The organism is Geodermatophilus maliterrae, assembly GCF_041018925.1.
GTDB lineage: Bacteria > Actinomycetota > Actinomycetes > Mycobacteriales > Geodermatophilaceae > Geodermatophilus > Geodermatophilus maliterrae.
Map to the genome: position 1 here is coordinate 19,130 of NZ_JBFNXQ010000021.1, position 16,604 is coordinate 35,733.

Annotated in this window: 14 protein-coding genes and 1 pseudogene; 11 read left to right on the top strand and 4 right to left on the bottom strand. The window is 72.1% G+C overall.

Annotated features, from left to right (window positions below; translation table 11 throughout):
• Nucleotides 1-550 precede the first annotated feature (550 nt).
• Together ABQ292_RS08875 and ABQ292_RS08880 are read left to right on the top strand one after the other, a co-directional pair.
• Nucleotides 551-1,435 carry a DUF5715 family protein gene (locus ABQ292_RS08875; RefSeq protein ID WP_369205359.1) on the top strand — a complete coding sequence of 295 codons (885 nt, stop codon included), beginning with the start codon at nt 551-553 and terminating at the stop codon, nt 1,433-1,435.
• A complete protein-coding gene (locus ABQ292_RS08880; protein WP_369205361.1) occupies nt 1,435-3,024 on the top strand; it encodes an asparagine synthetase B family protein in 1,590 nt (529 codons plus the stop codon). The genes ABQ292_RS08875 and ABQ292_RS08880 overlap by 1 nt, the downstream gene beginning before the upstream one ends.
• Nucleotides 3,025-3,330: 306 nt before the next feature.
• On the opposite strand, the gene ABQ292_RS08885 is transcribed toward ABQ292_RS08880, so the two are convergent.
• Both ABQ292_RS08885 and ABQ292_RS08890 read right to left on the bottom strand, forming a co-directional pair.
• Nucleotides 3,331-3,480 carry a hypothetical protein gene (locus tag ABQ292_RS08885; RefSeq protein WP_369205363.1) on the bottom strand — a complete coding sequence of 50 codons (150 nt, stop codon included), beginning with the start codon at nt 3,478-3,480 and terminating at the stop codon, nt 3,331-3,333.
• Nucleotides 3,481-3,626: 146 nt separating this feature from the next.
• Entirely contained in the window at nt 3,627-4,142 is a 516-nt protein-coding gene (locus ABQ292_RS08890) for a serine hydrolase (RefSeq protein ID WP_369205365.1), read from the bottom strand.
• Between the two features lie 428 nt (nt 4,143-4,570).
• Between ABQ292_RS08890 and ABQ292_RS08895 the strand changes: the two genes are divergently transcribed.
• The 6 genes and pseudogenes from ABQ292_RS08895 to ABQ292_RS08920 all read left to right on the top strand — a co-directional run bounded on the left by ABQ292_RS08895 (nt 4,571) and on the right by ABQ292_RS08920 (nt 10,919).
• The gene (locus ABQ292_RS08895; RefSeq protein WP_369205367.1) at nt 4,571-5,692 is read left to right on the top strand and encodes an IS110 family RNA-guided transposase; all 1,122 of its coding nucleotides are present in this window, start codon (nt 4,571-4,573) and stop codon (nt 5,690-5,692) included.
• Between the two features lie 282 nt (nt 5,693-5,974).
• Nucleotides 5,975-7,213: an IS110 family RNA-guided transposase gene (locus tag ABQ292_RS08900; protein ID WP_369205369.1), complete on the top strand. Its 1,239-nt coding sequence runs from the start codon at nt 5,975-5,977 to the stop codon at nt 7,211-7,213.
• Nucleotides 7,214-7,511: 298 nt separating this feature from the next.
• Entirely contained in the window at nt 7,512-8,474 is a 963-nt protein-coding gene (locus ABQ292_RS08905) for an IS110 family RNA-guided transposase (protein WP_369205371.1), read from the top strand.
• A gap of 555 nt (nt 8,475-9,029) precedes the next feature.
• Nucleotides 9,030-9,239 (top strand): hypothetical protein, encoded by a 210-nt coding sequence (locus ABQ292_RS08910; RefSeq protein ID WP_369205374.1) that lies wholly within the window; start codon nt 9,030-9,032, stop codon nt 9,237-9,239.
• Nucleotides 9,240-9,463: 224 nt separating this feature from the next.
• Nucleotides 9,464-9,666, top strand: a pseudogene (locus ABQ292_RS08915) (helix-turn-helix transcriptional regulator).
• Nucleotides 9,667-9,764: 98 nt separating this feature from the next.
• Entirely contained in the window at nt 9,765-10,919 is a 1,155-nt protein-coding gene (locus ABQ292_RS08920; RefSeq protein ID WP_369205376.1) for a tyrosine-type recombinase/integrase, read from the top strand.
• Between the two features lie 250 nt (nt 10,920-11,169).
• Here ABQ292_RS08920 and ychF read toward each other — a convergent pair whose 3' ends face one another.
• Nucleotides 11,170-12,243, bottom strand: a complete 1,074-nt coding sequence (gene ychF / locus ABQ292_RS08925) for a redox-regulated ATPase YchF (RefSeq protein ID WP_369205378.1) — start codon at nt 12,241-12,243, stop codon at nt 11,170-11,172.
• A 113-nt stretch (nt 12,244-12,356) separates the two neighbouring features.
• On the opposite strand from ychF, the gene ABQ292_RS08930 reads away from it, so the two are divergent.
• The 3 genes from ABQ292_RS08930 (at nt 12,357) to ABQ292_RS08940 (ending at nt 15,352) form a co-directional block, all read left to right on the top strand.
• Nucleotides 12,357-13,886, top strand: a complete 1,530-nt coding sequence (locus ABQ292_RS08930; protein ID WP_369205380.1) for a flavin-containing monooxygenase — start codon at nt 12,357-12,359, stop codon at nt 13,884-13,886.
• 66 nt (nt 13,887-13,952) lie between these two features.
• Nucleotides 13,953-14,990 (top strand): alpha/beta fold hydrolase, encoded by a 1,038-nt coding sequence (locus ABQ292_RS08935; RefSeq protein WP_369205382.1) that lies wholly within the window; start codon nt 13,953-13,955, stop codon nt 14,988-14,990.
• A complete protein-coding gene (locus ABQ292_RS08940; protein WP_369205384.1) occupies nt 14,987-15,352 on the top strand; it encodes a cupin domain-containing protein in 366 nt (121 codons plus the stop codon). Before ABQ292_RS08935 ends, ABQ292_RS08940 begins: the two co-directional genes overlap by 4 nt.
• A gap of 3 nt (nt 15,353-15,355) precedes the next feature.
• On the opposite strand, the gene ABQ292_RS08945 is transcribed toward ABQ292_RS08940, so the two are convergent.
• Entirely contained in the window at nt 15,356-16,528 is a 1,173-nt protein-coding gene (locus tag ABQ292_RS08945; RefSeq protein WP_369205386.1) for an HNH endonuclease signature motif containing protein, read from the bottom strand.
• Nucleotides 16,529-16,604: the final 76 nt, after the last annotated feature.

The following is a 16,604-nucleotide window of genomic DNA, read 5'->3' on the forward strand; positions in this document are numbered from 1 at the left end:
CCGGGTGGACCCTACCGGCGCACGCCCAGGCGCCCGGCAGCGCGGCACGGCGATGTCTTCCCGTTGAGCTGACGTCACACCTTCCTCACCTCGTAGCCGCCGAGGTCGGTCTCCGGGCACTCTCGACCCCGAGCACGAGGTCACCGACCGCCCGCACCGGGCGCGGGCGTGAGCGGTGCGCCTAGGAGGTGCTCGGGGCGATCTTCGCGCCGGCCTCGGTGAGGACCAGCAGATCGGTCCACCCCGAGCCGCTCCTCGTAATCGTCGATGTAGCGCTCAGCGGCGGAACGGGCAGTCGAGCTCCGCCGCGAGGAAAAGCCGAGGAGGGGTCAACGGGTCAGCCTCCCTGGTCACCGTGCGCAACGGCTCGACGCTCATCTCATGGTGCAGGTGCGTAGATGCCTGTTCGACACCGCGTCACATTCGTACAGTCCCGCGGGTGGAGCTCCCCCGTGCCCGCCGAGCCGACCCGAGCCGACGGATCCAACAGGAGCGCAGATCACCGGGGGGCACCGTCACACACGTGACCGATGGACCCCGGGAAGCCGCCATGACCCGTCCTCCCTCGCCGGCGGACCTGGCCGCCTACCGCTGCGTCGTCGACGACGTCGTCCAGCGTCTCCGGGACGGGACCGTCGACGAGGGGCGGGGAGCCGGTCCCGCCCTCGACCGGACCGCCGGATACCCGGAGGTACGCGCCGTCCTGGACTTCGTGCCGGGCGGCACGAAGGAGGTGCTTGCGCGGATCGCACACCAGGTCGGCGCCTTCCGACCCAGTGCCCGGTCCAACGCGGAAACACCCGCGACACTGCTCAAGATCTATCTGCTGCAGCAGATAGACGTCCTGTGGTGGTCCTCGGTCCCGCCCTTCACCGACGACGAGGACGTCCTTCGCTCATCGGAGCTGACCTGGCTGCCGTCCTTGCGCCGTCGGCGCCTGCTCTCGTTCCGCTACCGGGTGTGCGCCACCGCGTGGCCGGCGCGGGCCCGCAACCACGCATTCCGCCGGTGGGCCCCGGAACGCGAGCCCATGTCCTCGGGGCTGAGCTACCCCGTGGCCCGGCCGGCCATGATCGCACTGCTGAACGAGATCGCCACCAGGTTCGCCGAGACCACTGGGCCCTGGGAGGGCGGCCTGTGGGTGAACTGCATCGTCCGCAGCACCGCCGTCCAGCAGCGGCTGCGGGACCTGGGGTACTCGGCCCTGCTCCCGAGTGCGCACTGCACCGGCTACGCCGCTGACATCGAGATGGCCTGGCTGCGCCGGCACGGCGTGGCTCGCGCTCTGGAGGATCTCCTGACCGGTTACCGGGACGAGGGGGTGCTGAACGTGATCGACGAGGGCCAGGCCTGGCACGTGTGCCTGAACCCCGCACTGGTCAGCAGATATGAGCACCTGGCACCGCTCGCCGTCCGCACGGCGGTGACCGGCTGATGTGCGGGATCGCCCTAGTACTCGGGGCGGGCGCTGGCCACGAGCGGGAGCTGTTCGGCACGATGCTGGCCTCGATCTCCCCCCGCGGAGAGGTCGATGAGGTCCTCTGCGCGGACGACGCCCTGCTGGGCACTGCCCGGCTGCGCATCGTCGACCGCCAGCTCGCCGTCCAGCCCTGGACGTCCGAGGACGGGCGCTGGGCGCTCTGCTTCAACGGGGAGGTCTTCAACCACGCCGAACTGCGGGCCCAGTTGCACGCCGAGGGACGGCGCACCCGGTCGGAGAGCGACACCGAAGTGGTGCTCGAGACGGTGCTGGCCTGGGGTGAGGACGCGCTGCTGCGGATGCGTGGCGAGTTTGCCTTCGCGCTCGTCGAGCGGAACAGCCGCCGGGTGTTCCTCGCTCGCGACCCGGTCGGGGTCAAGCCGCTCTACTGGGCCGCGGCGGGCGGCCGTCTGCACGTGGCGTCCGAGGTCAAGGCCCTCGTCTCGCTCGGCGTGGCCGTCCACGAGGTGCCCCCGGGTCACTGCGGCTGGGCTGCTCCTGACACCACTCCGGCCCTGCACCCGTACATCGACCTCTACAGGCTCGGCGAGGGCCAGCCCGAGCTCCCCGACGTCGACGGGGCGGCGGAGGTGCTCCGGGCCACTCTGACCGACGCGGTCCGGATCCGAGTGGACACCGACCTGCGCGTCGGTGTGGTGCTCTCCGGCGGCCTCGACAGCTCGCTGACCCTCCTGCTGGTGCGCGAGCTGCACCCCGACTGCGTGGCCTTCACCGTGGGGGCCGAGGGCAGCGAGGACCTGGCCTACGCCCGGAGGCTCACCACCGACCTCGGGGTGCAGCACGTCGTGGTCCCCGTCCGGCCGAGGGAGCTGGGCCTGCACGAGGTGCGGGAGGCGATGCGCGTCTCCGAGCTCACCGAGTACGGCGACATCATCAACGCCGTCGTCTCCCAGCGACTGTTCGCCGCCGTCCACCACGCCGGCGTGAAGGTGGTTCTCACCGGCGACGGCTCCGACGAGCTGTTCGGTGGCTACACGATGTACCGCCGGATCGGTGATGCGGACCGGCGCCGGCTGTTCCTGCACAAGATTGCTCACCTCAGTCGTACGGAGTTGCAGCGTGTCGATCGCACCTCGATGGGCCACCGGGTCGAGGCGCGGGTGCCGTTCCTGGACGTGACGATGCTCGACCTCGCCATGCGGATCCCGCAGGAGCTTAAGTACCGCGACGGCTATGAGAAGTGGATCGTGCGGCACGCCTTCGCCGACCTCCTCCCTGACTACGTCGCCACCCGGCACAAGAACCCAATGTCGCACTCCAGCGGGCTGCACGAACGGATCCGGCTCTTCCGGCCGCTGTTCCCGCGCCTCTACCGCAGTCTCGGCTACCAGTGCGCCGCCCCGTTGCAGCGTGACTTCTCCGAGGTGCTCAGAGAGCACGGTTACGACCTCGACGCCGCCGTCACCGCGGCCCGAACCCCGCGAGACCTCACGCTCGGCGAACACGCCCGTGACCTCGCCGGAGCGCTGCGCTGGAATCTCGCCTCCCTCGTGCGCCGACCCGTTCACACGACCAGCACGTGACCGGGACCGAGCGCCCGGTCCCGGTCCGACGCCGGGTCGTCGCGCAGCAACTCCGTGGTGCGGGCGCCGGCTGACGAGCCGACCCGACGCGGCAATCCGGCAGTTCAGCTCAGCGACAGGCTCCGCCAGCAGTCAGCGCCGGACCGTGGCCACCGGGGTCAGCGGATCGAGCACCTCGACGTTCCGCGCTTCGGATCGTCAGAGCGCATCGACGACGAAGACCTCCGGTCGACGTGAGGTCACCCCCGTCAGCTGAACACCTGCAGACTCGGCCCGAGCCGAGGAGGGAGGGCCGGGTCATGGCCGTCAGCCACGCGCAGGTCCGCTGCGGCGGCGAGCCACGCGGCCGTCGTCGGCGGCGCCGATGTCGTCGAGGGCGTCTCCGACCTGGTCGAGCGCCAGGCCGACCCGCAGCCTCCGACCAACCAACGCAGCCAACACGACGATCGACGACACGCGGCAGACCGAGCGCGGGCTGGGCCTCGCGCCGACCGGCGTGACCGCCGATGAGGGACGCACTTCCCGGCGTCCTCGACCGCGGTGAGCCTCTGTCGCAGTGGTGCCGACGAATGGGGTCATGCGCGTGAGGTGGCGGGGGCTGGCTAGGGGCGGATCATCCCGTTCGTGAGCAGCGTGTCGTACACCGCCTTCATCAAGGTGGCGCTCTGGTCATCGGCGGTGGCGCTGTTCAGCCCGATGGCGATGATCAGCCCCGTGTCCGGGAAGTAGGCGTGCAGGGCGCGGAAGCCCAGGGTCTCGCCCTCGTAGAACCAGAACGTCCCGAGTTCCGGGTCCGTGAGCTGGGCGATCCCCAGTCCGAATCCTTGGGGATCGGTCGCCGATGTGCTCGCGATGGGCTGGCCGGTCGTGATCGAGACCAGGCTCTCCAGCTCGGCCTGCTGCTGGGGTGGCAGCAGGTGGCCGCTGTAGAGCGCGCGTTCCCAGCGGGTCATGTCGCTCGTCGTGCTGAGGATGCCGCCGGCGGCGCGCGCCCAGGACAGCGTGTGCCGGCTGACGTCCTGGCCGAGCAGCTGGGGGAGCGGGAACTGGTCGTTGAACCGCCTGCGTCGTGGGGCAGAGGTCCCTCGCTGCGCCGGCCTCGCGGCCCGGGCGTGCATACGCACACCGTCAAGCCCGCCTTGTCGATGTCCTGCCCGGCGATCCGCTGCTACAGCACCTCATGGGGATCTTCCTCCAGTCGAGGGCCCATGGGCGCCGTCCGGAGGGACCTCAGCCCGGGAACAGACCTGCGCGCTGTACGGCAACGATCAAGATCGCAACCGTTACACGTCTTGCACCTGCGGTACGAAGGGGCGCCCCGTCATCGAGGGCGGGGTGCTCGCGGGCGTCACCGGCGAGGCTCGACGTCTTGCTGCCCGTCGCGATCATGTGTGGCTTTCGCAGTGAGTGCCCGCCGGTGACGCCTGCCGATGTCCTGGGCGGTTGACGCCTGATAGGAGCGTGGGCCGCGGCGGCCCGCAGGTGCGTGCGCTCCCGCCCAGGACCTCGGTCATCGCGAGCACGAGTCGACGAGGAAGGAGTCGGCGTGCTCGCCGGCATCGACACGCACAAAGACACCCTGGCCGTGGCCGTCATCGACGACGGCGGCCGACCGGTGGTCGTCACCGAACTGGCCAACACCGAGACCGGCTTCGACGCCCTCGGAGAGCTGCTGGCCCGCCACCAGGTGCAGCGGGTGGGCATCGAGGGCTCGGGCAACTACGGCCGCGGCGCCGCCGTGCGCCTGGTCCTCACCGGCGGGATCGAGGTGGTCGAGGTGCCGCCCAGCCTGACCAGCCGGGAGCGCACCGCCCGCCCGGGAGCGGGCAAGACCGATCCCGGCGACGCGGTCGCCATCGCCCGGATCACCGCCCGCGAACCCGGCCTGCCACCGGTCCGGCTCCCCATCGGGCAGGCCGCCGACCTGCGGGCGCTGTGTGACTACCGCACCCAGCTGGTCGCCGAGCGCACCGCACTGGCCAGCCGCACCCACGCCGAACTGCACGGCCTACGGCCCGGCTACCAGGCCAGCGTGCCTCGCCTGACCGGGCCCACGTTCATCACCGCAGCGAAGGATCTGCTCGCCGGCGACAGCAGCGTGCGGGCGCAACTGACCCGCCGCCGACTCGTGCGCCTGGCCGAGCTGACCGCAGAAATACAGGAGGTCACCGGCCTGATCACCGCCGCGGTCGGGCAGGTGCCCACCGGCCTGACCGCGCTCTACGGCCTCGGCCCGGTCAGCGCCGCGACCATCCTCGGCGAGGTCGCCGACATCCGCCGCTACCGCTCGCGGCACGCCTTCGCCGCCGCCAACGGCACCGCTCCGATCCCGGCCTCCTCCGGCCGCAGCAGCCGGCACCGGCTCAACCGCTCGGGCAACCGCACGCTGAACCGGGTGCTCTACACCATGGCGATCACCCAGATCCGCGCCGACACCGAGGGCCGCGCCTACTACCTGCGCAAACGCGCCGAGGGCAAGACCGGCCGGGAGGCCCTGCGCTGCCTCAAGCGCCGGCTCTCCGACCTGATCTACAAGACGATGCACGACGACCTCGCCGCGCCACGTCAGCTCCAGTCGGCCGCCGGTGAGGACGGTGAGTGCGGCAGCGGCAAACGGGACGCGGCGCTACGGCCGAAGCCAGCTGCGCGACAGGCTCTCAGTCCCTGACCTGCTCTTCGCTGCGGCCAGTCCACCGCACCCACCGCCAACCCGGAGGCTACCGCCGAGCCCTTGCACATAGGAGTGGTTGTGGCCTTGGCCCACCCTGCCGAATGAGAATCGGTGGGCCGTCGCCTCGGTCAGACGCCGTGATTGCTTGGTGCCGCGAACCCGCATAGGAGTGTGGCGTGGAGGCTTGAGGCACCCTGTCCTGCTGCTGCGAGCGCGAACCTCAGACTCTTCGATGGCAGGCCTCCCCGGGGCGACGTGCCCGTCGGGGAGGAGGCCGGCATGGACGTTCTGGTGGAGCGCTGCGCGGGGTTGGACGTGCACCGGGACACGGTGGTGGCCACGGTCCGGGTGCCCGCCCGCGGCAGGCGGGGGCGGGAGCAGGCCACCCGCACGTTCGCGACCACGACGGCGGGGATCTGCGCGCTGGGTGACTGGCTGGCCGAGCACCGCATCAGCCGGGCCGGGATGGAATCGACCGGGGTGTACTGGAAACCGGTCTACTACCTGCTCGAGGACCAACTCGAGGTGTGGCTGATAAACGCCGAGCACTTGCACCACGTCCCCGGCCGCAAGACCGACGTGGCCGACTCGGCGTGGATCGCGCAGATGATCGAGCACGGGCTGGTGCGCCCCAGCTTCGTCCCACCCCCGCCGATCCGGGAACTGCGGGACCTGACCCGGCATCGGCGCACGCTGGTCGAGGAGCGCACCCGGGTCATCCAGCGGCTGGAGAAGGTGATGCAGGACGCCGGGATCAAGCTGACCAGTGTCGCCTCGGGACTGCTGACCAAGTCCGGGCGGGCGATGCTGGAGGCGCTGGTGGCTGGCGAGTCCGATCCGACCGTCCTGGCCGAGCTGGCCCGCGGCCGGCTGCGGGCCAAGATCCTCGCCCTGCAGCAGGCGCTGGCCGGGCGGTTCCGGACCGGGCACCACGGGCTGCTGGCCGCCCAGATGCTGGCCCACATCGACTTCCTCGACGCCGCGATCGCCGACCTCGACGCCCTCCTGGCCACCGCCGCGGAGCCCTTTCGTCCCATCCTCCAGCGGCTGACCACGATCCCCGGCGTCTCCGAGCGGACCGCGGTCATGCTGCTGGCCGACTGCGGAGCCGACATGAGCGTCTTTCCCACCGCCGCGCACCTGGCCAGCTGGGCCGGCATCTGCCCGGGCAACAACAGCTCCGGCGGCCGGCCCAGATCCGGGCGCACCCGGCATGGCTCGGTCGCCCTGCGCACCGCGCTGACCGAGGCCGCACACGCCGCCGCCCGCACCAAGGGCACCTATCTGGCCGCCCACCACGCCCACATCCGCAGCCGCCGCGGCGTGGCCAAGGCGATCGGCGCCACCCGCCACGACCTGCTCATCGCCTACTGGCACGTCGTCCACGACGGCGTCGACTACGCCGACCTGGGACCGGACTGGGCCCACCGCCGCCGCTCACCCGAACACCGCATCCGCAAACTCGTCCACGAACTGGAGAAACTCGGACAGACCGTCACCCTCGGACCCGCCGCCTGACACCGGCCCGGCACCCCAGCAGCGGTTCCGGGATTCACACCTCAGCTCACCTGCGGTACTACGGCCGCCTCGTCACCGATGGCGGGGTGCTCGCGGGCGTCACCGGCGAGGCTCGACCTCATGCTGCCCGTCGCGATCTGCAGTGGCCTTCTGCGATGAGTGCCCGCCGGTGACGTCGCCGCTGTCCTGGGCGGTTGACGCCTGATAGGAGCGCCGGCTGCGACAGCCAGCAAGTGCATGCGCTACGCCCGGGGGGCATCGGTGCTCGCGAGCGTCGTCGAGGCAGGAAGGAGTCGGCGTGCTCGCCGGCATCGACACCCACAAAGACACCCTCGCCGTGGCGGTCATCGACGACGTCGGCCGGCCGTTAGTGGTCAGCGAGTTGGCCAACACCGAGGCCGGCTTCGATGCCCTCGAGCAGCTGCTGGCCGACCACCAGGTGACACGGGTCGGCATCGAGGGCTCGGGCAACTACGGCCGCGGCGCCGCCGTCCGCCTCGCACTGGCCGGCGGCATCGCAGTGGTCGAGGTACCACCCAGCCTGACCTCCCGGGAACGCAAGGCCAAGCCCGGGCAGGGCAAGACCGATCCGATCGACGCGGTCGCCATCGCCCGGATCACCGTCCGCGAACCCGGCCTGCCACCGGTCCGCCTCGCCGTGGGCCAGGCCGCCGACCTGCGCGCGCTGGCCGACTACCGCACCCAGCTGGTCGCCGAGCGCACCGCGCTGGCCAGCCGCACCCACGCCGAGCTGCACGGCCTGCGACCGGGCTACCAGACCACCGTGCCGCGGCTGACCGCACCGACGTTCATCACCGCCGCCCAAGACCTGCTCGCCGGCGACGACAGCGTGCGCGCACAGCTGACCCGCCGCCGACTGGCGCGGCTGGCCGAGCTCACCGCTGAGATCAAGGAGGTCACCGCCTCGATCGCCGCCGCCATCGAAGAGGCCGGCACCGGGCTGACCGGCATCTACGGCGTCGGACCGACCGGGGCGGCCACCATCCTCGGTGAGGTCGCCGACATCCGCCGCTACCGCTCGAGGCACGCCTTCGCCGCCGCCAACGGCACCGCGCCCCTGCCGGCCAACTCCGGGCGCACCACGAGCCGGCATCGGCTCAACCGCTCGGGCAACCGGACGCTGAACCGGGTGCTCTACACGATTGCGATCACCCAGATCCGCGCCGACACCGAAGGCCGCGCGTACTACCTGCGCAAACGCGCCGGGGCAAGACCGCCCGGGAAGCCCTGCGCTGTCTGAAGCGACGACTCTCCGACGTGGTCTACAAGACCCTGCACGAAGACCTCGCCGCCGTTGGACGGTGAGTGCGGCAGCGACAAAGGGACGCGTCTCTACGGCCAAGGCCAGCTGCGCGACAGGTTCTCAGTCCCGGACCTGCTCTTCGCTTCGGTCAGTCCACCGCACCCACCGCCGCCCAGAACTACGCCCGAGCGCGATTGACACATAGAAGCTCACCGTCGGGTCTCGCGATTCGTGGTGACGAGAAACTGGAGGATGGTCAGCACGCTCGGCGACATGGGCAGCAAGGGGACGGCGGACTACCGAAGACGACAAGCGGAGGCCGAGCGCCGCCGGCGCCAGCAGACTCAGCGAGTGCCGAGTAAGGGCAAGACCCCCGGCGGAGCCCACGACGCGATGAGCAGTCCGGAGAGACGGGCCGCCGCCGTCAACTGCGCCTGGTGTGGCGGACCATTCACCCCACGCAGCCGCGGGCCCAACCCGAAGTGGTGTTCGGCCACCTGCCGACACCGCGCGTGGGAGCAGACCAGGGCCGCAGCCTCTGGCCGATCCGCAGTGGAGGTCGTCGAGCGGCGCATCGAGGTCGCAGTCCCCGTCACACCGACACGCCGCGACTGGCCAGGCCTGCTCGACAAGCTTGTTCGCCAGGTCGACGACGGCCGGATCTACGACCGGGACCTGTTGGACCTGTCCGACGCGCTCGGCGCCGTCTTCGAGGCATACCACCGGCGCCCCCACGTGCGCAGTAGCTCGATCGACTACTAGCGTCGGGCGCGGGCGCGGCAACAAGCTCGCCGCGGCTCGATCACCTGAGCAACGACCTCAATACCCGTACTGCAGACCCACTGGAGAAGGCTGCTCAAGCTGGCTGGTGAGTGAGGTGGCCGAACGGTGCCGGCAGGAGTGGACGCCTCCTCGCCAGCGATCAGCCGCCATCCGGGGAGAACCGCCATACTTTCCTCAACGCTTCGAGCAGTGAGAGCGACCTCATGACCCTCGCGGAGGCTGCGGCCTACCTCCGGACCCCGTCGCGACTCTCCGCTATTGGCGGCACCTCGGTACCGGCCCCGCCGGCTTCCGCCTTGGCCGCCGGGTCACGTATCGACGCGAGGACGTCGACCGGTGGATCGGTGAATGCCAGCAGCGCAGGCGCACTGAGCCGACGCACACGGCGCCGGCACCACCAATCTAGCGGCCGCCGTAGCCATAACGCGTCGCCCGATGCGTCGGGCCCGCGGGCTACGTTGACCGGGCATACGAACCTCATTGCGCGGCCGACTGGAGGTCACCGTGGCGAGCATCCAGGATCGGTGGCGCCGGAAGGACCCAGTCACCGGCCGGCTGGTGCCGACCGCTCAGGACGGCAAGGGTCTGCGCTACCGGCCTCAGTTCCGCGATCCGTCGGGCCGCCAGGTGGCCAAGTCCTTCGCTCTCAAGCGTGACGCACAACGGTGGCTCGACGAGCAGACCGCGCACGTCGCACGAGGCACCTACGTCGACCCCGGCGCGGGCCGGATCACCTTCGCCGAGTTCTACGCCAACTGGTCGGAACGGCAGGTATGGGCCCCGGGGACGGTGCTGGCGATGCGGCTGGCCGCCAACTCCGTGCCGTTCGCCGACGTGCCGCTGCGATCACTCCGCCGCTCGCACGTCGAGGGCTGGGTCAAGGGCATGGTCAACCGCGGACTGGCCCCTGGCACGGTGCACACCCGGATGAACAACGTCCGCGCCGTGCTGCGTGGCGCAGTCGCGGACAAGCTCATCCCGATTGATCCCAGCGTCGGAGTGGCACTCCCCCGCCGCCGCCGTCCTCAGGCCGCGATGACCCTGCCCACGGCGGCGCAGGTGGGCGCCGTCCTCGACGCAGCCGACCCGGCCTTCCGGCCGTTCGTCGCACTCTGCGCGTTCGCCGGCCTCCGGCTTGGCGAGGCCGCCGGCCTCCGGGTTGAGGACATCGACTTCCTGCGTCGCACCCTTACCGTCGCCCGCCAGGTGCAGCGGGCCGGCCGCGGCCAGGTCGAGGTCCGGCCGCCCAAGTACGGCAGCGAGCGAGTCGTGTTCCTGGCACCCGGACTGGTCGACATGCTGGCCGCACATGTCGCCGCGCAGAGCCGGGACCGCGGCTGGATGTTCACCGGAGAAGGCGATCAGCCACCGCACCAGAACACCGTCGGCCACCGCTGGCGCACCGCGACCGCAGCCGCCGGGGTCTCCGGGCTGCGCCTGCACGACCTCCGGCACTTCTACGCCTCGGGGCTGATCGCCACCGGCTGCGACGTCGTCACCGTCCAACGCGCTCTCGGGCACTCATCCGCGACGACCACGCTGTCCACCTACTCGCACCTGTGGCCGAGCGCCGAGGACCGCACGCGCGCCGCCGCGCAGGCGATGCTCGTCGAGTCCTGCGGACCGGAGGTCGACCGGAGCAGGACAGGAGAACGCTGACGGGTCCCAGCCGACCTCCAGTACATCTCCCCCGCGGCACTGACCCTGGGTGGCTGCGACACCGCAGCGGCTTACAGATCCCTCGTCACACATAAGCGATGAACGCTCCGCGTCCCTGGGCCGGGTCGGTCCTCAGGGCTGCCCGAGGAGCGCGATCTGGTCCGCGCGCGGGCCTGGAACGCAAAATCCTGTTGACTGGATGTGGACCGGCAGGGGTCAGCAGGCCGCTGAGCTGCGGGTTTACGCGTCTCTACACGTTGAAGCGGAACTCCACGACGTCGCCGTCGGCCATCACGTAGTCCTTGCCCTCGATGCGCACCCAGCCGCGCGACTTGGCCTCGGCCATCGAGCCGGCCTCCATCAGGTGGTCGTAGGAGACGACCTCGGCCTTGATGAAGCCGCGCTGGAAGTCGGTGTGGATGACGCCGGCGGCCTGCGGGGCGGTGGCGCCGACCGGGATGGTCCAGGCGCGCGCCTCCTTGGGGCCCGCCGTCAGGTAGGTCTGCAACCCGAGCGTCCGGAAGCCGACCTTGGCCAGCTGGTCGAGGCCCGGCTCGTTCTGCCCGATCGACTCCAGCAGCTCGGCGGCCTCCTCGGCCGGCAGCTCGGTCAACTCGGCCTCGGTCTTCGCGTCGAGCAGGATCGCCTCGGCCGGCGCCACCAGCTCCCGCAGCTCGGTGATGAGCGACTCGTTGGCCAGCTCGTCGGCGTCGACGTTGAAGACGTACAGGAACGGCTTGGTCGTCAGCAGCGTCAGCTCGCGCAGCGGCGCGGGGTCCACACCGGCCGAGAACAGCGTCCGCCCGGTGTCCAGCACCTCCTGCGCCGCCTGCGCCGCCGTCAGCAGCGCCGCACGCTCCTTGTCCTTGCGCGACTCCTTCTCCAGCCGCGGGACGGCCTTCTCCAGCGTCTGCAGGTCGGCGAGGACGAGCTCGGTGTTGATCGTCTCGATGTCGTCGGCCGGGTCGACCTTGCCCTCGACGTGCACGACGTCGGGGTCGGAGAACACCCGGATCACCTGGCAGATCGCGTCGCTCTCGCGGATGTTGGCCAGGAACTTGTTGCCCAGCCCCTGCCCCTCGCTGGCGCCGCGCACGATGCCCGCGATGTCGACGAACGACACCGTCGCCGGCACCACCTTCTGCGACGAGAACAGCTCCGCCAGCTTCCCCAGCCGCTCGTCGGGCACGCCGACCACGCCGACGTTCGGCTCGATCGTCGCGAAGGGGTAGTTGGCCGCCAGGACGTCGTTCTTGGTCAGCGCGTTGAACAGGGTCGACTTGCCGACGTTGGGCAGACCGACGATCCCGATGGTGAGACTCACGGGAGTCCAGCCTACGGGCCCCGGCGGGCGCGGACGACGAGCAGCGGGTCCCCGTCGAGCTCGCCTGGAACACGTGCGACGCTCGTCACATCCCCGCGTCCCTGGAGGTCCCCGTGACCCATGCCCCGACGACGTCGTCGCGGCCCGCCCCCGGCCCGCTGCCCGCACACACCCGGGTGGCCGTCATCGGCAGCGGCTTCTCCGGCATCGGCACCGCCGTCGCCCTGCAGCGCGCCGGCATCGACGACTTCGTCGTCCTGGAGCGCGCGGCCACCCTCGGCGGCACCTGGCGGGACAACACCTACCCGGGCGCGGCCTGTGACGTGCCGAGCCACCTCTACTCCTTCTCCTTCGCGCCCAAGCGCGACTGGTCGCACGTCTACTCGCGGCAGCCCGAGATCCGCGAGTACCTGGAGCAGGTCGCCGCCGACCACGGCGTCCTGCCGCACCTGCACTGCGGCACCGACGTCGTCTCCGGGCAGTGGGACGACGACGCGCTCGTCTGGCGGCTGGAGACCACGCGCGGCAGCCTCACCGCCGACGTGCTGGTCAGCGGCGCCGGCGGCCTGGTCGAGCCGCACCTGCCCGAGGTGCCGGGCATCGGGACGTTCGAGGGTCCCTCCTTCCACTCCGCCCGCTGGGACCACTCCGTCGACCTGGCCGGCAAGCGGGTCGCCGTCGTGGGCACCGGCGCCTCGGCCGCGCAGTTCGTGCCCGAGCTGCAGAAGACGGCGGCGGAGGTCGTCGTCCTCCAGCGCACCCCGCCGTGGGTGCTCCCGCGGAAGGACCGCGCCTACAGCGACCGCGAGCACCGGCTGCACGCCCGCGCCCCCGGCCTGCTGCGGCTGGCCCGGGGCGGCCAGTGGGCGGTCCGGGAGGCCCGCCTGGGCGTGTGGACCGGCAGCGGGCGGCTGCGGGCGCTGTTCGAGAAGCAGGCGCTGAAGTCCCTCGGGCAGCAGGTGCCCGACCCGGAGCTGCGCGCGAAGCTCACGCCGCGCTACGCCATGGGCTGCAAGCGGGTCATCGTCAGCGACGACTACCTGCCGGCCCTGGCGCAGCCGAACGTCGAGGTGGTCACCTCCGCCGTCACCGAGGTCCGCCCGCACGCGGTGGTCGACGCCGACGGGCGGGAGCACGAGGTCGACGCGATCGTCTACGGCACCGGGTTCCGGGTCATGGACATCCCGCTGGGCCACCGGCTGACCGGCCGCGAGGGCCACACGCTGCACGAGGAGTGGGGCCGGGCCGGCGTCCAGGCGCACCGCGGCACCACCGTGGCGGGCTTCCCGAACCTGTTCCTGCTGCTCGGCCCGAACACCGCGCTCGGCCACACCTCCGTCGTCCTCATGATCGAGGCGCAGATCGGCTACGTCGTCGAGGCGCTGCGGACGCTGCGGGAGGCCGGTGCCGGCGCGCTGGAGGTCCGCCGGTCGGCGCAGGACGACTACAACGCCCGGCTGCAGGCGGAGCTCACCGACACCGTGTGGAACGCGGGCGGCTGCCGGTCCTGGTACCGCGACGAGCAGGGGCGCAACTTCACCCTGTGGCCGACGCACACCTCCGCCTACATGCGGCTCATGCGGCGCTTCGACGCCGAGTCCTACGAGCTGCGCACCGCCCGCCGCGTCCCCGTCCCCGCCTGATCCGCTCCCTCCTGACCCGCTCCCCGCCTGACCCCGTCGCCGACCGACCCTGGAGCCCTGCCCCCCATGCGCCCGTCCACCGCCGCCGCCGGTCTCGCCGTCCTCGCCGCCGGTGCGGCCCTGGCCCGCCGCCGCGCCGCCCGTCCCGCGCCGCCGCCCGCGTCCGAGCCGGCTCCCCCACCGCTGGGCCGGGTGCGCACGGTGACCACGGACGACGGCGTCGACCTGCACGTCGAGGTGTTCGGCGCCGCGGAGCCCACGGCGACCGTCGTCCTCGCCCACGGCTACGTGCAGTCCTCGCGGCTGTGGGCCGGTCAGGTCCGCGACCTGCTCGACGCCCGCCCCGACCTCGCGGTGGTCACCTACGACCACCGCGGGCACGGCGCGTCCGGCGCGACGACGCGGGACCGCGCCACCATCGAGCACCTGGGGCACGACCTGGCGCGCGTGCTGGAGGACGTCGTCCCGGACGGGCCGGTGGTCCTCGGCGGCCACTCCATGGGCGGCATGACCGTGATGGCGCTGGCCGAGCAGCGGCCCGAGCTGTTCGGCGACCGCATCGTCGGCGTGGCGCTCGTGGGCACCAGCTCGGGCGGCCTCGACGCCGTGACCTACGGGATGCCCGCGCCGGCGGCCCGCGTGGTCAAGCGGCTGCTGCCGGTGCTCAACGAGCGGGCGGTGAAAGCCGAGCAGGCCGGGAAGCAGCGCGCGGTCGGCGCGATGGACACGTGGCTCATCTTCAGCAGCGCCGCGGACCCGGCCGACGTCCGGGCGGCGATGGAGGTGCACCGCGCCTGCACGGCCGAGACCGTGGCCGCCTTCCTCCCCACCTTCTCCGACCACGACCGCGCCACGGCCCTCGGGGCGCTCGCGCACGTCCCGGTGCTCGTCGCGGTCGGGGACGCCGACCGGTTGTGCCCCGTCGAGCACAGCCGCGCCCTCGCGGCGGCGCTGCCGACGGCCGAGCTCGCCGTCTACCCGGGCGCCGGGCACATGGTGCAGCTCGAGCGCCGTCCCGAGGTCAGCCGGCGGCTGCTCGCGCTCGTCGACCGGGCCGTCGCCACGTCCTCCCGGACCGTGCCGGCGGAGAGGGCGACCGCATGACCGGGCCCGTCGACCTCGCCGCCGTCCTCGCCTCGATCGACCAGCCGTGGTCCCCACGCACCGTCGCCGTCCTCAACGACTACGACGTCCGCGTCGCGCACGCCCGCGGCGAGTTCCCCCGCCACAGCCACCCCGAGACCGACGAGGCGTTCCTCGTCGTCTCCGGCTCGCTCACCATCCGCATGGACGACGGCGACGTCACCCTCGGCCCCGGCCAGCTCTACGTCGTCCCGAAGGGCACCCCGCACCAGCCGTACGCACCCGACGGCGCGCAGATCCTGCTCCTCGAGCCGAGCGCGACCGTGAACACCGGCGACAGCCCGAGCGAGTACACGGCCGAGCGCCGCGTCGTCGAGCAGTAGGGGTCAGGCCGCCGGGGCCAGCGGTGCCGGGACGGTGATCTCGGTACCGTCGGGTCGCCAGGTGCGCCATCGTCCGTCGGGTCGTCGCTCGACGCGGAAGCCGTGGTGGACCTGGGTGTGGTGCCGCTCGCACAGCAGCGCCGAGTTGGCCAGCGACGTCTCACCGCCGTCGAGCCAGTGGATCAAATGGTGCACCTCGGCCCACCAGGTGGGGGCGTCGCAGCCGGTGAACACGCAGCCGCCGTCGCGCAGCTCGACCGCGCGGCGCAGGTGCCGGTCGGCCAGGCGCTGCTCGCGGCCGAGGTCCAGCGGGGCGCCGTCGGGGCCCATCACGACCCGGGAGACGGTGGCGTCGCAGGCCAGCCAGCGGGCGCGGGCGGCGGAGACGGTCGCGCCGAAGCCCATCCGCCCGGTGTTCGGTCGGGTGGCCGGGTCGACCAGGTCGTCGAGGTCGATCACGACGGCGATCTGCGGCTTGTGCCCGCGCAGCGTCGGAAGGCTCCCGGAGGCCAGGGCGGTGTCGGCCCGCTGCACGAGCGCGTCGCCCTGCCGCTGGGCGCGGGTGCGGTCGTCCCCGGCGGGGCGGTCGGCCTGCACGAAGGACTCGACCGCCGCCTGGAACTTCTCCCCACCGACGGCGTCGAGGTGGAAGCGGCCGCTCAGCGACCCGTCGGCGTGCTTGGCCAGGGTGAACGCCCGGCCCTCGGTGGGGTCGGGTTCGGGGCCGTCGGGGTCGAGGTCGGCCAGGTAGTGCTGCACGACCGCCACCAGGTCGGCGTGCTCGCCCTCGACCGCGACGCCGGTGAACACCGCGTCGATCACGGCCAGGTCCACGCCCTGCGCGGCGGCCGCGGCCAGCCGCTGCGGCGTCACCGCCCGCGCCGCCACGGCCACCTGGTCGGCCGACACCAGGCCGGCGTCGTGCGCCTCGGCCAGCGCGGGCAGGTGTTCCAGCACCCGTCCGTTGCGCACCAGCCGGGACGCCTCGGCGGCCGACAGCCGGCAGTGCCCGCGCAGCCACGAGGGCATGGACTTCAGCCCGTCGCGCTCGGGAGCCTGGGACAGCTCCGCGGCCCGCACCCGCCGGGCCAGCAGGGCATCCACCCGGTTGCGCTCGGCGACCAGCGCGGCGACGTCGTCGAGGCCGTCACTACCGACCGGACCACCCGAACACATGTACGAATACTAGCCGATCAAGTCGGGGTGATCAACCCGAAAGCGCAGGTCAACGGCTGGCCAGGTGCCACCAGCG